Annotated in this window: 14 protein-coding genes; 9 read left to right on the top strand and 5 right to left on the bottom strand. The window is 38.5% G+C overall.

Translation table 11 applies throughout. The features are described from left to right. The first annotated feature begins 184 nt into the window (after positions 1-184). Positions 185-1399: an arginine deiminase gene (locus tag ALPR1_RS14970; protein WP_008201919.1), complete on the top strand. Its 1215-nt coding sequence runs from the start codon at positions 185-187 to the stop codon at positions 1397-1399. Here the strand turns inward: ALPR1_RS14970 and ALPR1_RS14965 are convergent. Next, complete coding sequence (locus ALPR1_RS14965; protein WP_008201918.1) at positions 1396-4083, bottom strand: putative LPS assembly protein LptD; 2688 nt, start codon at positions 4081-4083, stop codon at positions 1396-1398. The two genes, ALPR1_RS14970 and ALPR1_RS14965, sit on opposite strands and share 4 nt — an antisense overlap. Before the next feature lie 106 nt (positions 4084-4189). On the opposite strand from ALPR1_RS14965, the gene ALPR1_RS14960 reads away from it, so the two are divergent. From ALPR1_RS14960 to ALPR1_RS14950, 3 genes are all read left to right on the top strand, one after another. Further along, entirely contained in the window at positions 4190-4990 is an 801-nt protein-coding gene (locus ALPR1_RS14960; RefSeq protein WP_040302893.1) for an N-acetylmuramoyl-L-alanine amidase family protein, read from the top strand. A gap of 574 nt (positions 4991-5564) precedes the next feature. Continuing rightward, entirely contained in the window at positions 5565-7175 is a 1611-nt protein-coding gene (locus tag ALPR1_RS14955) for an acyl-CoA carboxylase subunit beta (RefSeq protein WP_008201916.1), read from the top strand. A 52-nt stretch (positions 7176-7227) separates the two neighbouring features. Next, positions 7228-8070, top strand: a complete 843-nt coding sequence (locus ALPR1_RS14950) for a transglutaminase-like domain-containing protein (protein WP_040302891.1) — start codon at positions 7228-7230, stop codon at positions 8068-8070. On the opposite strand, the gene ALPR1_RS14945 is transcribed toward ALPR1_RS14950, so the two are convergent. Both ALPR1_RS14945 and ALPR1_RS14940 read right to left on the bottom strand, forming a co-directional pair. Further along, the gene (locus tag ALPR1_RS14945) at positions 8067-8645 is read right to left on the bottom strand and encodes a redoxin domain-containing protein (protein ID WP_008201914.1); all 579 of its coding nucleotides are present in this window, start codon (positions 8643-8645) and stop codon (positions 8067-8069) included. The genes ALPR1_RS14950 and ALPR1_RS14945 overlap by 4 nt on opposite strands. Positions 8646-8721: 76 nt before the next feature. After that, positions 8722-9351: a 4'-phosphopantetheinyl transferase family protein gene (locus ALPR1_RS14940; RefSeq protein ID WP_008201913.1), complete on the bottom strand. Its 630-nt coding sequence runs from the start codon at positions 9349-9351 to the stop codon at positions 8722-8724. A gap of 37 nt (positions 9352-9388) precedes the next feature. Between ALPR1_RS14940 and ALPR1_RS14935 the strand changes: the two genes are divergently transcribed. From ALPR1_RS14935 to ALPR1_RS14915, 5 genes are read left to right on the top strand one after another with little or no spacing between them, the layout of a single operon-like run. Next, a complete protein-coding gene (locus ALPR1_RS14935) occupies positions 9389-10303 on the top strand; it encodes a WD40 repeat domain-containing protein (RefSeq protein ID WP_008201912.1) in 915 nt (304 codons plus the stop codon). Between the two features lie 3 nt (positions 10304-10306). After that, the gene (locus tag ALPR1_RS20420; protein WP_008201911.1) at positions 10307-11329 is read left to right on the top strand and encodes a DivIVA domain-containing protein; all 1023 of its coding nucleotides are present in this window, start codon (positions 10307-10309) and stop codon (positions 11327-11329) included. Next, a complete protein-coding gene (gene folB, locus ALPR1_RS14925; protein WP_008201909.1) occupies positions 11329-11694 on the top strand; it encodes a dihydroneopterin aldolase in 366 nt (121 codons plus the stop codon). Before ALPR1_RS20420 ends, folB begins: the two co-directional genes overlap by 1 nt. Further along, on the top strand, positions 11687-12550 hold the full coding sequence (locus ALPR1_RS14920; RefSeq protein ID WP_008201907.1) for a ChaN family lipoprotein: 864 nt from the start codon (positions 11687-11689) through the stop codon (positions 12548-12550). Before folB ends, ALPR1_RS14920 begins: the two co-directional genes overlap by 8 nt. Before the next feature lie 5 nt (positions 12551-12555). Next, entirely contained in the window at positions 12556-13014 is a 459-nt protein-coding gene (locus ALPR1_RS14915; protein WP_008201906.1) for a DUF4268 domain-containing protein, read from the top strand. A 33-nt stretch (positions 13015-13047) separates the two neighbouring features. Here the strand turns inward: ALPR1_RS14915 and ALPR1_RS14910 are convergent, their stop codons facing one another. Together ALPR1_RS14910 and ALPR1_RS14905 are read right to left on the bottom strand one after the other, a co-directional pair. Next, the gene (locus ALPR1_RS14910) at positions 13048-13542 is read right to left on the bottom strand and encodes a DUF4136 domain-containing protein (protein ID WP_008201905.1); all 495 of its coding nucleotides are present in this window, start codon (positions 13540-13542) and stop codon (positions 13048-13050) included. Positions 13543-13642: 100 nt separating this feature from the next. Then, positions 13643-14137, bottom strand: coding sequence for a DUF4136 domain-containing protein (locus tag ALPR1_RS14905; RefSeq protein WP_008201904.1), 495 nt, complete (start codon positions 14135-14137; stop codon positions 13643-13645). Positions 14138-14155 lie beyond the last annotated feature (18 nt).

Below are 14155 nucleotides of genomic sequence, written 5' to 3'. Positions count from 1 at the left end.
CAACAATAGTACCCCAATTGTCAAAAGCTTTGAAAAAAATACTTTTTGTTTTCACTTAAATCAGGTTTCCCTTTCCTGAGCGGAATTAAATATATCGGAGGAAGAATTTCAATTATATTAAATATTGGCATATATTATTTAAATGTTAATAATAATTGAATCACAATACTAGAATATTAATAATATGAATCTAAGGCTCAATTCTGAATTTGGAACGCTTAAAGCAGTTCTGATGCATCGGCCAGGAAAGGAAATTGATCGTCTTACCCCATATAATAAAGATTTTTTGCTTTTTGAGGATGTGCCTTATTTAGAGGCATTGCAGCGCGAACATGATGCTTTTTCGAATTTGATAAAGGATTCTACTGGTGCTCATGTATATCAGTTGAGGGAGTTGTTGATACGGGTTTTGTATGATCAAACCATACTTCTCAGCCTGATGCGTGAAGCTTTATTGAAATCGGGGATGGTTTATTTGGCTGAAGATATTTTGGAGCGTTATTCAACCGCCGAATGTGCTACGATTCTAACTGCTGGATTGAAAATCCACGAATTAAGAAGAAAAATCCCCAATCTAAAAGCAGGAGAATTGATGGAGTCAGCTTTTGTGATTTCACCTTGCCCAAATTTATATTTCCAGCGTGATCCCATGGCGATTACTCCCTCTGGAATTATTTTTTCAAGTATGAAAATGGATGGAAGGCAAAGAGAAGCTGACTTGCTTCGGACGATTTTTGAAAACCACATGGATTTCAAGGATAATGTTAAAAGACTTTATCCGGTTTTAGGTCATGATAACCCACCAAGTATTGAAGGGGGAGATGTTATTGTGCTTTCCAGTAAAGCGGTGGCTATTGGGAATTCAGAAAGAACGGATGAGAAAGCTATTTATCATGCCGCAAAAGCGATGTTGGCAGAAGGTCCAGTAGAAAGAGTTTATGAAGTTCATTTACCTCAAAAACGCCAATACATGCACCTGGATACGGTATTCACCATTTTGGATGAAAATTTGGTTTTAACCTATCCGGATGCGATGAATTCGGTCTTGCAAACATCACTTTACACCCTGAAAGGTATTAAAGATGGAAAAGCCCAAATCAAACGAGAGGTTTTGAATGAGTCTTTGTTGACAGTCTTGGAGAGAGAGATTCCTCACCTTGAGATTCTACATACTGCAGATGGGAATCCTGATTATTCCCAACGGGAACAATGGTTTGATGGAGCCAATGTTTTTGCGATCGGGCCGAGAAGAGTGATTTCCTACAACCGTAATATTCACACCAACCGAGCTTTAAGGCAATTGGGTGTAGATGTGCTGGAGATACCTTCCTCAGAGCTATCTAGAGGCTTAGGTGGCCCTAGATGTATGACGATGCCCTTGAGTCGAGCTAGGTTCTAATTATCAAAGAATGATCTTCTTCTTGAAACCTTCAAATCCTGAAGGATACTGGATTTGACACGGATGTCTATGTTGTAAGAGGTAAATCGTCCAAACGGAATCCAGTTGACATTCATCTGCCAACAGTGTAGATCTCTGGCGATTCCAATCATGGATTGAGTGATCTTTTGAGCTTGTAAGTCAAGTCCCGTATTAAAGTTGATTTTCCATTTTTCAGAGAGTGATACATTTCCGCTTAAGTTCATCCCCTGAGTGACCATAATCGTCCCTGAAGTTTGTTTACTATAGCTCAGATTATAGCCTATGCTGACATTCCAAGGGATATTCCAGTCTATATATTGGCTGGGGTCTGTAACGATCCTATTGATTTCACTTTGGGCAAAGTCATCCAAAACACCACCTTGCTCCAGGAAATTGTTGGTCACCTCATCCCGTACTTCTCCTTGGGTTTGATTGTTTCCTGGGTTTAATGAGATATTCATGTTCAGAGAAGCATTTCGAATGGTTCCAATTCCCTGTCCATATTTCCAGGCGAATTCATTCACTCTTCTTATGGTTTCCCCACCCTCTGCATCTACAAATGTACGTGTAGCATAAGGGTCAAGTGTTGAGCTCATATTGACGGAAAGCTTCCTGTCAAAAAAACTGGTTCTGGCACTGATACTGACTGGGGATAGGTTAAAAGAATCAGCAGCAAAATTGTAGCTGGAACTTAAATTTAAAGTCTCAAGAAGCGGTATTTTTCGGGTGCTTTCTTCAGCAGAATCAGAGTCATTTCTAAGTTTTGCTTCTATTACATTTCGGATGTTAAAAGTCATGGAACGTGACTCTCCCAATGGAGCTCCACTATAAACAAAGCCTTGATGCCTTGAGAATAATCTTCTATCGCCTTCTTCATTAATTTGAACATCCTGATAGTAACCAAAAGATGGGTCTGAGAAATCAGGAGTAAAGCTAAAGCCAATGGAAGGTTGAATATGTTGCCTTATGGTTTGAAGTTTTCCTTTTCCTTTGAAATTAAAAAATCCATATATGTTAGTCTGAAGAGATACTGAAGTATTGTAGGTTGTCACTCTATTAAACCCATCCTCTAATATTTTGTCTACCCTTTCTTCCTCTGGGTTGTAGTAGTAATTAATTCGGTTGAGATACCAAAGGTCCGTTAAATTTGCGCCGATACTTCCTGTAAAATACTTGAAAAGTGTAAAGTTGGAGCTGATCGGGATATTGTTTCTAATACCATTTTTTGCATTGTCTAGAAGGAGCGGGGCATTTGCAAAATTAAATGGAACAATGTCTGCCTCTTCGTTTCCGGTATTCAAGTCATTCGAAACCCCAAATGAATTATCAATTCGGTTGGTGATCGAGTTCTGCAAGTTGAAGTTCCAAGCGACATTCAACGTCTTTAAGGGTTCAAATCTTACATTTCTAAATGGAGTTTGACGGTTCATGTTCATTGAAATCGTCGGTAAATCCACTCTTACTTCCCCCGTTGTCACACTTTGTGAGTGTCTCATATTGGCAGAAAGGGAAAATGGGGTTCCGGTAAACGTCTTCGAATAGGAGACATTCGAGGTAAAGTCAGAGGTAACGTTATTTTGATAGTTATTTTGATTAATCACATTGTTAAAATAACTGGTGCTACCTGCATTTACTGAGGCAGAAAATTGACTGGTTCCCCTGGTTTCGGGAGTATGACTCCACTGAATTCTAAACGTGTTGTAGTTCGTGGGATTTAACTCGGTTTCTGGAGATACGAATTTCTGGAAATCCAGATTAAAGCTACCATTGAATCGATACCGTTTTTTATAAATAGACTGTAGTTTTGCTCCCCAGCCTCCTTTGGAATAAATATCTCCTGTGACTCTGGCATGGACGTAATCGTTGATAGCAAAATAATACCCAAAGTCCCGCAAATAAAGACCTCTTACTTGCTCACTACCATAAGATGGAAATACGATTCCAGATGCTTTTTCCTCGGGCGTATCAGGTATAATACCGAAGGGTAATCCAAGGGGAGTAGGGATGCCATTGAAGTATAGGTTAAACGGTCCTGAAACCACCTGCTTTCCTTGGATTGACTTGATTTTGTTGGAAGATATGTGCCAGTGAGGCTTAGTGAGCAAACAGGTGGTATAATAGCCATGGCTCAGATAGATACTACCATCTTCTGTTTTTTTGATAGTCTCACCTCTTAAAACTCCATCTTGTTGTTCGGTAACAACATCTTTGATAATTGCTTTCTGCGTGACGAAATTATAACGCATTTCCTTCCGGATTTCATAGACACTGGATCCATCTTTAAAAAATGGATTCCCGGTAACATTACCCAAACTGTCCGTCACTCCTGAGGCATAAAGGGTCGAATTTTTCCAATCTATGACAATCAGATCTGCTTCTAGCTTCATTTCCCCATATTCAAACCAGGCTTTATTGTAGAGATAAACCTTATTTTCGCTAAAATCAGAAACGATACTATCTTCAGCATAATAAGTGATATCTGATTGAATAGGGCCTGTAGGCACAATATTTGCCACACTATCGGAAGGTAAAGTGTCACTTAATGCGGGTGGGTTAGCTTCCGGTATGGTGTCCAAATTTGGAAAGGCAAGTGAGTCTGGCACAACTAACCTTCTCTCTGCCTGTTTGGTAGGTTGTTGTGCAGTTGCCAAAAAAGGAACCATGAAAAGTCCGAGTACTGAAAATAAAAGGAGCCTAATACCCTGCACAGATGCTTTCTCTTTGTTTAATTTGAGTGAAATTTCGCGTAAAGTTAATTTTATTGCCCTCATGGAACGGTTTAATAACAAAAAAATTCTTCTAAGTCTTATAATATGCATTCCAATTGTTTTTGGGGGCTTCATAAAAAATGAATCTATGGAGCCAGCCTATAAAATGACTAAGATTGTTTTAGATGCTGGACACGGCGGTAGAGATCCTGGAAATTTAGGATCTAGGTCAAAAGAAAAGGACATAAACCTGGCGGTTACACTTTTGGTCGGTAAGTATATCGAAGAGTTTTTGCCAGATGTTGAAATCATATATACACGAAAGGATGATAGCTTTCCAGAACTTAAAGAAAGACCTATCATAGCTAATAAAAACAAGGCACATCTATTTGTTTCCATCCACTCCAATTCTGCTGCCAATCGATCAGCATATGGGACAGAAACTTGGGTCATGGGGATGAAACACTTTGATGCGAATTTTGACATTGTCAAAAGAGAAAACTCAGTAATCTTACTGGAAGATAATTACGAAGAAAACTACGAAGGGTTTGACCCTTCCTCTCCGGAATCATACATGATGTTTAACCTCATGTCCAAAGCCTATTTCGAAAATTCTGTGACCTTGGCAGGAAATGTTGAAGCTCAATTTAAAGATAGGGTAGGAAGAAAAAGTAGAGGAGTAAAGCAAGGACCTTTTTATGTTTTGTGGACTCCTTCCATGCCGAGCGTATTGGTTGAGTTGGGTTTTTTATCTAACTCCAATGAAGAACGATTCCTGATGAGTAAACAAGGTCAGGAATACATGGCATCAGCGATTTTTAGATCAATAAGAGACTATAAAGAAAGTATTGAGGCTAGATAAGATCGAGTAGGTCTTCAAAAACAACAGCCCTTTTTCGAGAGAAAAAGGGCTGTTGTTTTTTTAAATGGGTAAAGAAATTATTTAGATCCTTATCTTCGATTTGGTCTAAAGGAGAAATAGATTCATTTAAAGATTTGTCTTTTTGGAACGAATATTCAATCTAAACTCTCACCCATTTCAATAGGACAACGATCCAAAAAAAAGCCTACCAAATCTCTTTGATAGGCCAAGCGTTAAATTTAAAGGGCTAGCAACTTTTAATGTAATTTAACAGTTAGTTACTTAAAGAGCTAGTAAAATGTAATTCAATACTAAAATTTGTTTTTTAAAATTGTTGGCTCCCTATTTTTTCTTTAACCTATCCAAATATGAAAATACCCCCAAGGATTCCGGAAAGTGGCCTTTAATTTTTCAATTCCATTCCCTTAATCTTGAAATCACCATGATCCTCATTCGAATTCAGCCAAATTCTTATTCGGAAATGGGCTTTTGTTTATATTAAGGCAAACTCTTACCCTAAAATTTAGGTTTGAGATATATAAACCCAAATAAATCTTTTAATCACAATTACTCGATGACAACACAATCTTTTCAATCATTATTAGACCAACTTCATGCTAAATCAGAAAAAGTAAAGCAGGGAGGCGGAGCCAAAAGAATAGAAAAAGAACATGCAAAGGGTAAGCTTACAGCGAGAGAGAGAATTGAATACCTGATAGATGATAATTCTGACTTTTTGGAAGTTGGGGCTTTTGCTGCCGATGGGATGTACGTGGAAGAAGGAGGCTGTCCTTCTGCTGGAGTAGTTACAGGTATTGGTACTGTGAAAGGAAGAATGGTCGTCATTGTAGCCAATGATGCCACTGTTAAAGCTGGAGCTTGGTTTCCTATGACCGCTAAAAAGAACTTAAGAGCTCAGGAAATAGCTATGGAGAATCACTTGCCAATCATCTATTTGGTAGATAGTGCCGGGGTCTTTCTCCCAATGCAAAATGAGATCTTTCCGGACAAAGAGCACTTTGGGCGGCAGTTTCGAAATAACGCTAAAATGTCTTCCATGGGAATCGTACAGATTGCTGCAATTATGGGAAGCTGCGTGGCGGGTGGTGCTTATTTACCAATCATGTCGGATGAGGCGATGATCGTTGATAAGACAGGTTCCATTTTTTTAGCGGGTTCGTACTTGGTAAAAGCTGCGATAGGAGAAAGTGTAGATAATGAAACCTTAGGAGGGGCATCCACCCATTGTGAGATTTCTGGTGTCACCGACAATAAATTTGATTCTGATCAAGATTGCTTAGATGCGATCAGAAATATTTTTGATAAACTAGGATCTAACCCTCAAGCAGGGTTTGATAGAATGGAGCCTAAAGCCCCAATGATCTCAGGTGATGAATTGCTGGAGAAATTCCCAATGGAACGTGTTAAGCCCTATGATATGCTGGAGGTGATCAAAGGATTGGTAGATGGGGGAGAAATAGATGAATATAAAAAAGATTATGGCAAGACGCTCATTTGCGGGGTCGCAAGAATTGACGGTTGGGCCGTAGGAATCGTAGCAAACCAACGGAAAATTGTCAAAACTGCCGATGGGGAAATGCAAATGGGAGGAGTGATATATTCTGACTCTGCAGATAAGGCAGCCAGGTTTATTATGAATTGTAACCAAAGGAAAATACCGCTCGTATTTTTACAAGATGTGAGTGGTTTTATGGTAGGAAGTAAAGCCGAGCATGGAGGGATTATTAAAGATGGAGCAAAAATGGTGAATGCCATGGCAAACTCAGTAGTCCCAAAGTTTACGATTGTACTTGGGAATTCTTACGGCGCAGGAAACTATGCCATGTGTGGCAAAGCCTATGACCCTAGATTGATTTACTCTTGGCCTACAGCTCAAATGGCAGTCATGTCAGGTGCTTCTGCTGCTAAGACTTTACTTCAGATAAAAGTAGCATCACTAAAGAAGAAAGGGAAAGAGATTTCGGAAGAAGATGAAAAGGAACTTCTTGATGAAATTACGAATAAATATCAGGAAGAATTAAGTCCCTATTATGCTGCTTCTAGACTTTGGGTAGATGGAGTGATTGATCCAAGAGAAACCAGAAAGGTGATCAGTACAGGGATAGAGGCAGCAAATCATGCTCCCATCACGGATAGATTTAACGTTGGGGTTATTCAGACTTAAACGCTTTTTTGCTAACTTATTAAAACCAACTTATTAAAATAGAATTTTGCCTATGAGTACCTTGACAAATGGAGAGCTTAATGCTTTGGTTTCTCTGTTGGATGACACTGATAACGAGGTGCGGAATCATGTTAGGGAAAGAATCATTTCTCTGGGAACGGAGATCATCCCATTTTTAGAAGAGAAATGGGAGAATAGCTTTAATCCCGAAATTCAGAAGGAGATTGAGGAGTTGGTGCATGATTTGCAGTTTTCATTGTTGAAAAGAAGATTGATCCAATGGAGAGATTCAGAGGACAGGGACTTGCTCACTGGACTTTGGATTATCAACACCTATCAATATCCAGATTTGGAATATGAAAAGTTGAATGCAGAAATGCATCAAATCTATTTCGAAGTATGGACAGCTTTTAAAAATGATCTGCCTCCTTATGATCAAATAAGGATAATCAATAACGTGCTTTTTAATAACTTAAGGTTCTCTGCAAATACAAAGAATTTCCACTCGCCAGCAAACAGTATGTTGTCGGCTGTTTTGGATTCTAAAAAAGGAAACCCCTTAAGTTTATGTGCTATTTACTTATTGGTGGGGAAGAAGCTGGGTTTACCAGTTTATGGAGTGAATCTCCCAAACCTCTTTGTTTTAACCTATAAAACGGAAAGTCTAACCTTCTACATTAATGCATTTAATAAAGGATTGATTTTTAGTAAACAAGATATATACAATTACCTAGAGCACTTAAAGTTAGATCCTAAAGAGGAGTATTTTGAACCTTGTGCTTACCTGCAAATCTTGCTTAGGACCTTACGGAATCTAGGTAATTCATTTGAGAAATTGGGTGAGATGGAAAAAGTCGAGGAGATCAAAGAATTGATCGAAATATTGCAAGCTTAGAAGCTTCTGACATTGCAACCTACCGCTCGGACTTGAGATGGTCCGGGCTGCTCTCCTTTCAAAATTTGATTTAAAGCTCTTTCCAAGAATTTTTCTGTGACGGCACTCTCTGCTTGTGCATTATTGTCAATAGCACCTCGGTAAGCGATTTTTATTCCATCCTCACCCGGTACCAGAACGATCACTTCAGGAAGTTTTGTGATCTCAAATTGCTTGACCCACTCATGATCCTCATCCATAAGATAGGGCATGTTTAGACCTGTTTCATCAATATGACTTCGAAGTAATTCGGGGTTTTGCTCTTTTCCAACAGACTCAGAATTAACCAATGCAAAGGAAATTCCTTGATTCTGAAATCTGGTTCTGATGTCTATGATTCTTTCCTCATAAAGCTTTGCAAAAGGGCAATTCATACTATGAAAAACTAAAACCAATGCCTTCTCCTTGAGAGAACTGGAAATCGAAGTGTTTTTATCTGTCACCGCATCATTTAGAGACATGTCTCCAATATTTTGCGCATGTGAACTAAGGCCCAAAGAGAAAATTAGGTAGAAAAATAAGAGATGTTTCTTCATAGTGTATTTGATGAATTTTCTGATTTCAGAAATATTGACTCGTACAGAGGAAGTCGGAAAAGGGTTTTATTCTAAACTACCAAATGGTATAAGTTAAAACCACATCTTGAAGAATTCTTGCTTGCACCTTGTAGTAGTGATCGGCAAACTCTGTTCCTCGGATCTTGGCTTTGATAACAGTAGCTCCGGGCTCAAAAGGCTCCAAGAGTATATTTTCCCGGAAACTTACGCCTCTCCTTCCTTGACATTTAAAGATAGACTCTTTTGCAGACCAAGCCAAAGTATAGTGGAGAGGATCCTTTTCCAAGAAATCTAATTCTGAGGGATCTAGAAACCGGAAACCAATTCTCAATATTTTTTCACGGATAAAATCCATGTCAATCCCCACAGGAAGTTCCCTGTGAAAGATAGCTCCAGCAAATCCTTCCGTATGGGAAAGGGACACGTAGCCATTTCCAGTCATGGATTGAGATTTGCCATGCTCATCCTTAAAAAAGCCAGGATAGGGGATATGTAGCACTTCTAGGGCATCCTTAATAGCCAACCTTGCTGTCGCCCATTCCTTTCTCTTTTCGATGTGAGAGATGTTGGCATAGGAAAGTTTTTCTCGAAAGCTGAGAAAATCAAGATCTTCTTCTTGTTGTGATTCAATTATCTTGATGGCTAAGGCCGATGAAGCGTCAATTTTTTCTATTTTTGTTTGCATACGCCAATAGGGCTTTGCTTAAGTCACCGTCCAATATATGTCAAAAATTCAAGTTAATAAATTACATACGCTGACCGGGCATAATGACTGCATTTATGCTTTGACTGAAGGAACCGATCCAAGATTTTTTTATACTGGTGCAGGAGATGGAATGGTGGTCGAGTGGGATCTTGATCAACCCGACGATGGGAAGCTGATCGCAAAGCTTCCGCATTCTGTTTATGCTTTGGAAGTGGACAAAGAGAGAAATTTACTTTTCATTGGTCATAATTTTGAAGGAATTCATGTCATTGACCTAAATGAAAACAAGGAAATCTGGTCGATTAAGTTTACTGATCAAGCCATTTTTGATATTAAAATCTTTGGGAGTGAGGCATTCATAGGGACTGGGGATGGTATTTTGACGATCATTGATATCCCAAATCAATCTTTGAAAAAGAGAGTGAAATTGAGTTCTAAGAGTATTCGAGTGATGTCAATTTCTCCGAATAACCTGCATTTAGCTTTAGGGCTAAGCGATAATTCCATCAAAGTATTAGATCTCAGAAATGATTACCAGCCAATTGCCAATCTTTCAGGGCATGAGAAATCCGTTTTTGGCTTGACTTATTCGCCAGATGAAAAGACTTTGGTTAGTGGGTCAAGAGATGCCAGATTGAAATTTTGGAATGTCTCGGATTATGCCTTAGATGAAACAATTGTAGCACACATGTATGCTATTAATTATTTATCTTTCAAGGAGGATGGCAAATACATGGTGTCCTGTTCCATGGATAAATCCATTAAAGTTTGGGACGTAGAAGAGCGAAAGCTGCTGAAAGTAATAGATAAAGCAAGGAATGCCGGACACGGTACATCAATAAATAAAGTTTTATGGAGCTCTTACTCTGGGCAGGTAGTTTCTGTATCAGATGATAGGACCATCTCCATATGGCAAATTGAAGAGAATTAACACATGAAAATAACACCTGCAGCCGTTCGGCAACAATCATTTGAAACAGCCTTCAGAGGCTATGAAAAAAAAGAAGTAGCGCAATTTTTAGAAGAGGTAAGCCAGGTTTTAGATCAGGTTCATCAGGAAAATATTGAGCTGAAATCGAAACTTCAAAATACTCAAGCTGAGGCCAAGAGGCTTAAGGATGTGGAGGAATCTTTATTCCGAACCTTAAAAACTGCAGAGGATACAGGTGCTTCGATGATTGAGGAAGCTAATGAAGCTGCTGATTTGATTATTGCGGAATCCAATACCTTGGCAGATAAAACGGTAGCTGAGGCCAAGGAATATGCCAAAAAAGTTCAAGCTCATGCCGAAGAACAAGCGGGTATTCTCTTGGGAGCTGCGGAGGTAAAAGCCAAAGAAACGATTGTCGAATTGAGAGAAAGTATGCAGGGCTTGGTGAGGTCTTACGAAGGACTGGTGGAGCAAAGAGAGGCTTTGGTGAAAAGCCTGAAAAGGATTTCCCAAGACATGCTCAATCAAATTGATTTATCCGATGCTCATTTTGCCAGGATAGATGCCAAAGCACATCAACGCGCAATTGATGAGTTGAGTCGATCCAATGCTTTTACATATGCCAATATTGAAAACTTGGTTCAAGAGACCAAGCAAGAGGAAATAGAGGTCCCCAAAAAGGAAGATCCTATTGCTGAAATGGAAGTAATAGAGGAGAATATTGAGTTGGAAATGCATGATGGATCTCCGGATATCCAGCAGGAAGTAGAAGAAGCTCCCAAAGAAGAGGAGGAAATAGTTTCAGAAGCGGAGGAGGAAATCGAAGTAGAGGAGGAAATTGTCGAAACTCCGGTAGCTGAAGAAGAGCCAATTGTAGAAGAAAAACCCAAAACTCAAGCGGAGCTTCCTAAACAAGAAGTAGAACCCAAAAAAGAAACAAATCCTAAAGCAGAAGAACCTGAGTCTAATAAATCCAGTGAGGATTCCAGTAAAAAGTCAGGATCATTTTTCGACCAATTTGACTAATGGGAAAAGTATCGCTAGAAGGGATTGAGTTTCATGCCTATCATGGTGCTTATCCTGAGGAGAATGTCCTTGGGAATAGGTTTACACTGGATTTGGAGCTTGAAACAGATTTTAAAAAAGCAATGCTCCAAGACGATCTAAAGTCCACTGTAGATTATACAAAATTGTATAAGATTATTAAGGATAGGATGGATGTTCGGGTGAAACTATTGGAACACCTTGGACACTTAATCATTGAGGATATTTTAAAATATTATCCCGACACAAAAGAAATAAAAATCACTTTAAAAAAGCATCACCCGTCCTTGGGTGGCTTGGTAAAATACTCAGCCGTTGAAATACACTACCCGCAAGATTATGACTAAGATTTCTCTGTTCCTTTTGTTGAATATTATGACAATTTTGGGAGCTATCGCACAGGGAGAAGCCTATCAGTTTTTCACTAGCAAAGGCAAAAAAATAGAGCTTAAAGATGTGCTCAAGAAAAGCTCGGAAGCGGATATTACTTTCTTTGGAGAGCTTCATAACAATAGTCTGGCCCACTGGCTTCAATTGGAGGTTCTAAAAGGAATGCAAGCCGAAATTCCTGATTTAGTTTTGGGTGCAGAATTTTTTGAAAGAGATGATCAATTGTCAATAGATGAATGGTTTTCGGGTTTTATCACCGAGAAAAACTTTGAGGCTGAAGCAAAACTTTGGAATAATTACAGTACGGATTATAGGCCTTTGATGCGCTTTGCCAAAGAAAATAACCTTGAGTTTATTGCCAGTAATGTGCCTAGAAAGTATGCCTCTTTAGTAAGTAGATCTGGGAAAGTGGCCTTGGATAGTTTGTCTGATGAGGCAAAGAGATACTTTGCTCAATTGCCCTATGAAATTGATATGGATTTACCAGGTTATGTGGCCATGAAAGACATGATGCATGGAGCACCGGGGAATTCTGATTACATGGTTCAAGCTCAAGCATTAAAGGATGCTACTATGGCAGAATCCCTTTTTTCGGCTATCTCTGCAAAAAAGAAAATATTGCATGTGAATGGTTCGTATCACTCCAAAGATGGAGAGGGTATATTATGGTATTTAAAAAGAGAGTTTCCCGAGCTTAACATTCTAAATATTCATACCATTACTCAGGATAGTTTGGATAAGTTGGACCCTCAATACAAAGAGTCAGGAGAAATAATTTTGGTCTTGCCAAAGGATAGTCACGAATCCTATTAAAAAACATGTACAGTAGAGCAGAAACTTCTAGAATTCGAAAAGAATTTTGGCTTGCTTTTGGTCAATATTTGAAGCCAATACGCAGTGCTTCAGGTTTTAGGGTCAATTGGCCAAATTATAAAACGGGAGTCAAAGACGTGTACTTTCGAATGAAGGCAGAGCGAGATTTTGCTTCAGTGGGTATTGAAATATGCCATTCAGATGTAGAGCTTCAGGAATTATTTTTTGAGCAATTTGTACAATTTAAAAAGCTTCTGGAGGTTGAGCAAGAGGAGGAGTGGAGTTGGCAGTTACATGCTGAAAATGAAATAGGACAGACTATCAGTAAAATTGAAAAAGTACTTCCGGGAGTGAATGTAATGGATCAAAAGGATTGGCCCGATATCATCTCTTTTTTGAAACCAAGGATTATCAAGCTGGATGCATTTTGGGATAATGTAAAACCTGGATTTGAAGAGTTTTAGTTTGAAAATTTCCGACTAGAATTCTTTAGGAAATTAATTTAATCCGGCTATTAATTGGTCTAAGGCGGAGTTTATGGAACCTTTGTCAATTATTTCATTTGTTGTCAAGACCCCAGTTCCTGTACCCATCCATAAGACTTCATATGTTTCAGCATTTTGGATTAAAAAAATGACTTTTCCATATTTTCCTGACTCAAGTTTAACAGGATAATACATTGTAGAAAAAGCATTGCCAACGCTGCCATATCCCAAAACTTCTTTTTCATAATCAATCGAAGAAATTACTGATTGGACCAGAAGATCTGGGTTTTGCTCCTCTTTAGAAAACCCTCTTTCTTTCATTTTTTTCTCAAAAAGCTTATTAAGCATGAGGATATCTTTGGAAGCATCCGCTTTGGTGATCACTTGAAATGTTTTTTTATTGGATAATCCAGAATTATTAATAACCTGATCTACGATAATATTTTCAGGAGTTTTACATGAAATTAAGGTGAAAAGAATTCCGGCAACTAAAAGCAGATTTTTCATATTAAAAAGGGGTTAGATGCTATGAATTCAGAAATAAAGAGAAGTTTAGTTTACTAAAAGCCCATTATTTGAAAATTTCCGACTAGAATTCTTTAGGAAATTAATTTAATCCGGCTATTAATTGGTCTAAGGCGGAGTTTATGGAACCTTTGTCAATTATTTCATTTGTTGTCAAGACCCCAGTTCCTGTACCCATCCATAAGACTTCATATGTTTCAGCATTTTGGATTAAAAAAATGACTTTTCCATATTTTCCTGACTCAAAGTGATTAGAAATTGACGTTGCATTAGCCGGTAAGCCAATGCCTGCATACTCCAGAACTTCTTTTTCATAATCGATCGAAGCGATTACAGATTGGACCAGAAGATCTGGGTTTTGCTCATCTATGGAATACCCTCTTTCTTTCATTTTTTTCTCAAAAAGCTTATTAAGCATGAGGATATCTCTGGAAGCATCCGCTTTGGTGATCACTTGGAAGGTTTTATTACCGGATAATCCAGAATTATTAATAACCTGATCTACGATAATATTTTCAGGAGTTTTACATGAAATTAAGGTGAAAAGAATTCCGGCAACTAAAAGTAGATTTTTCATATTAAAAAGGGGTTAGAT

Source organism: Algoriphagus machipongonensis (genome assembly GCF_000166275.1).
In the GTDB taxonomy this organism is placed as follows: domain Bacteria; phylum Bacteroidota; class Bacteroidia; order Cytophagales; family Cyclobacteriaceae; genus Algoriphagus; species Algoriphagus machipongonensis.
Note: the sequence above shows the minus strand (reverse complement) of the source record. Positions and strands in the feature narration are given on the sequence as shown.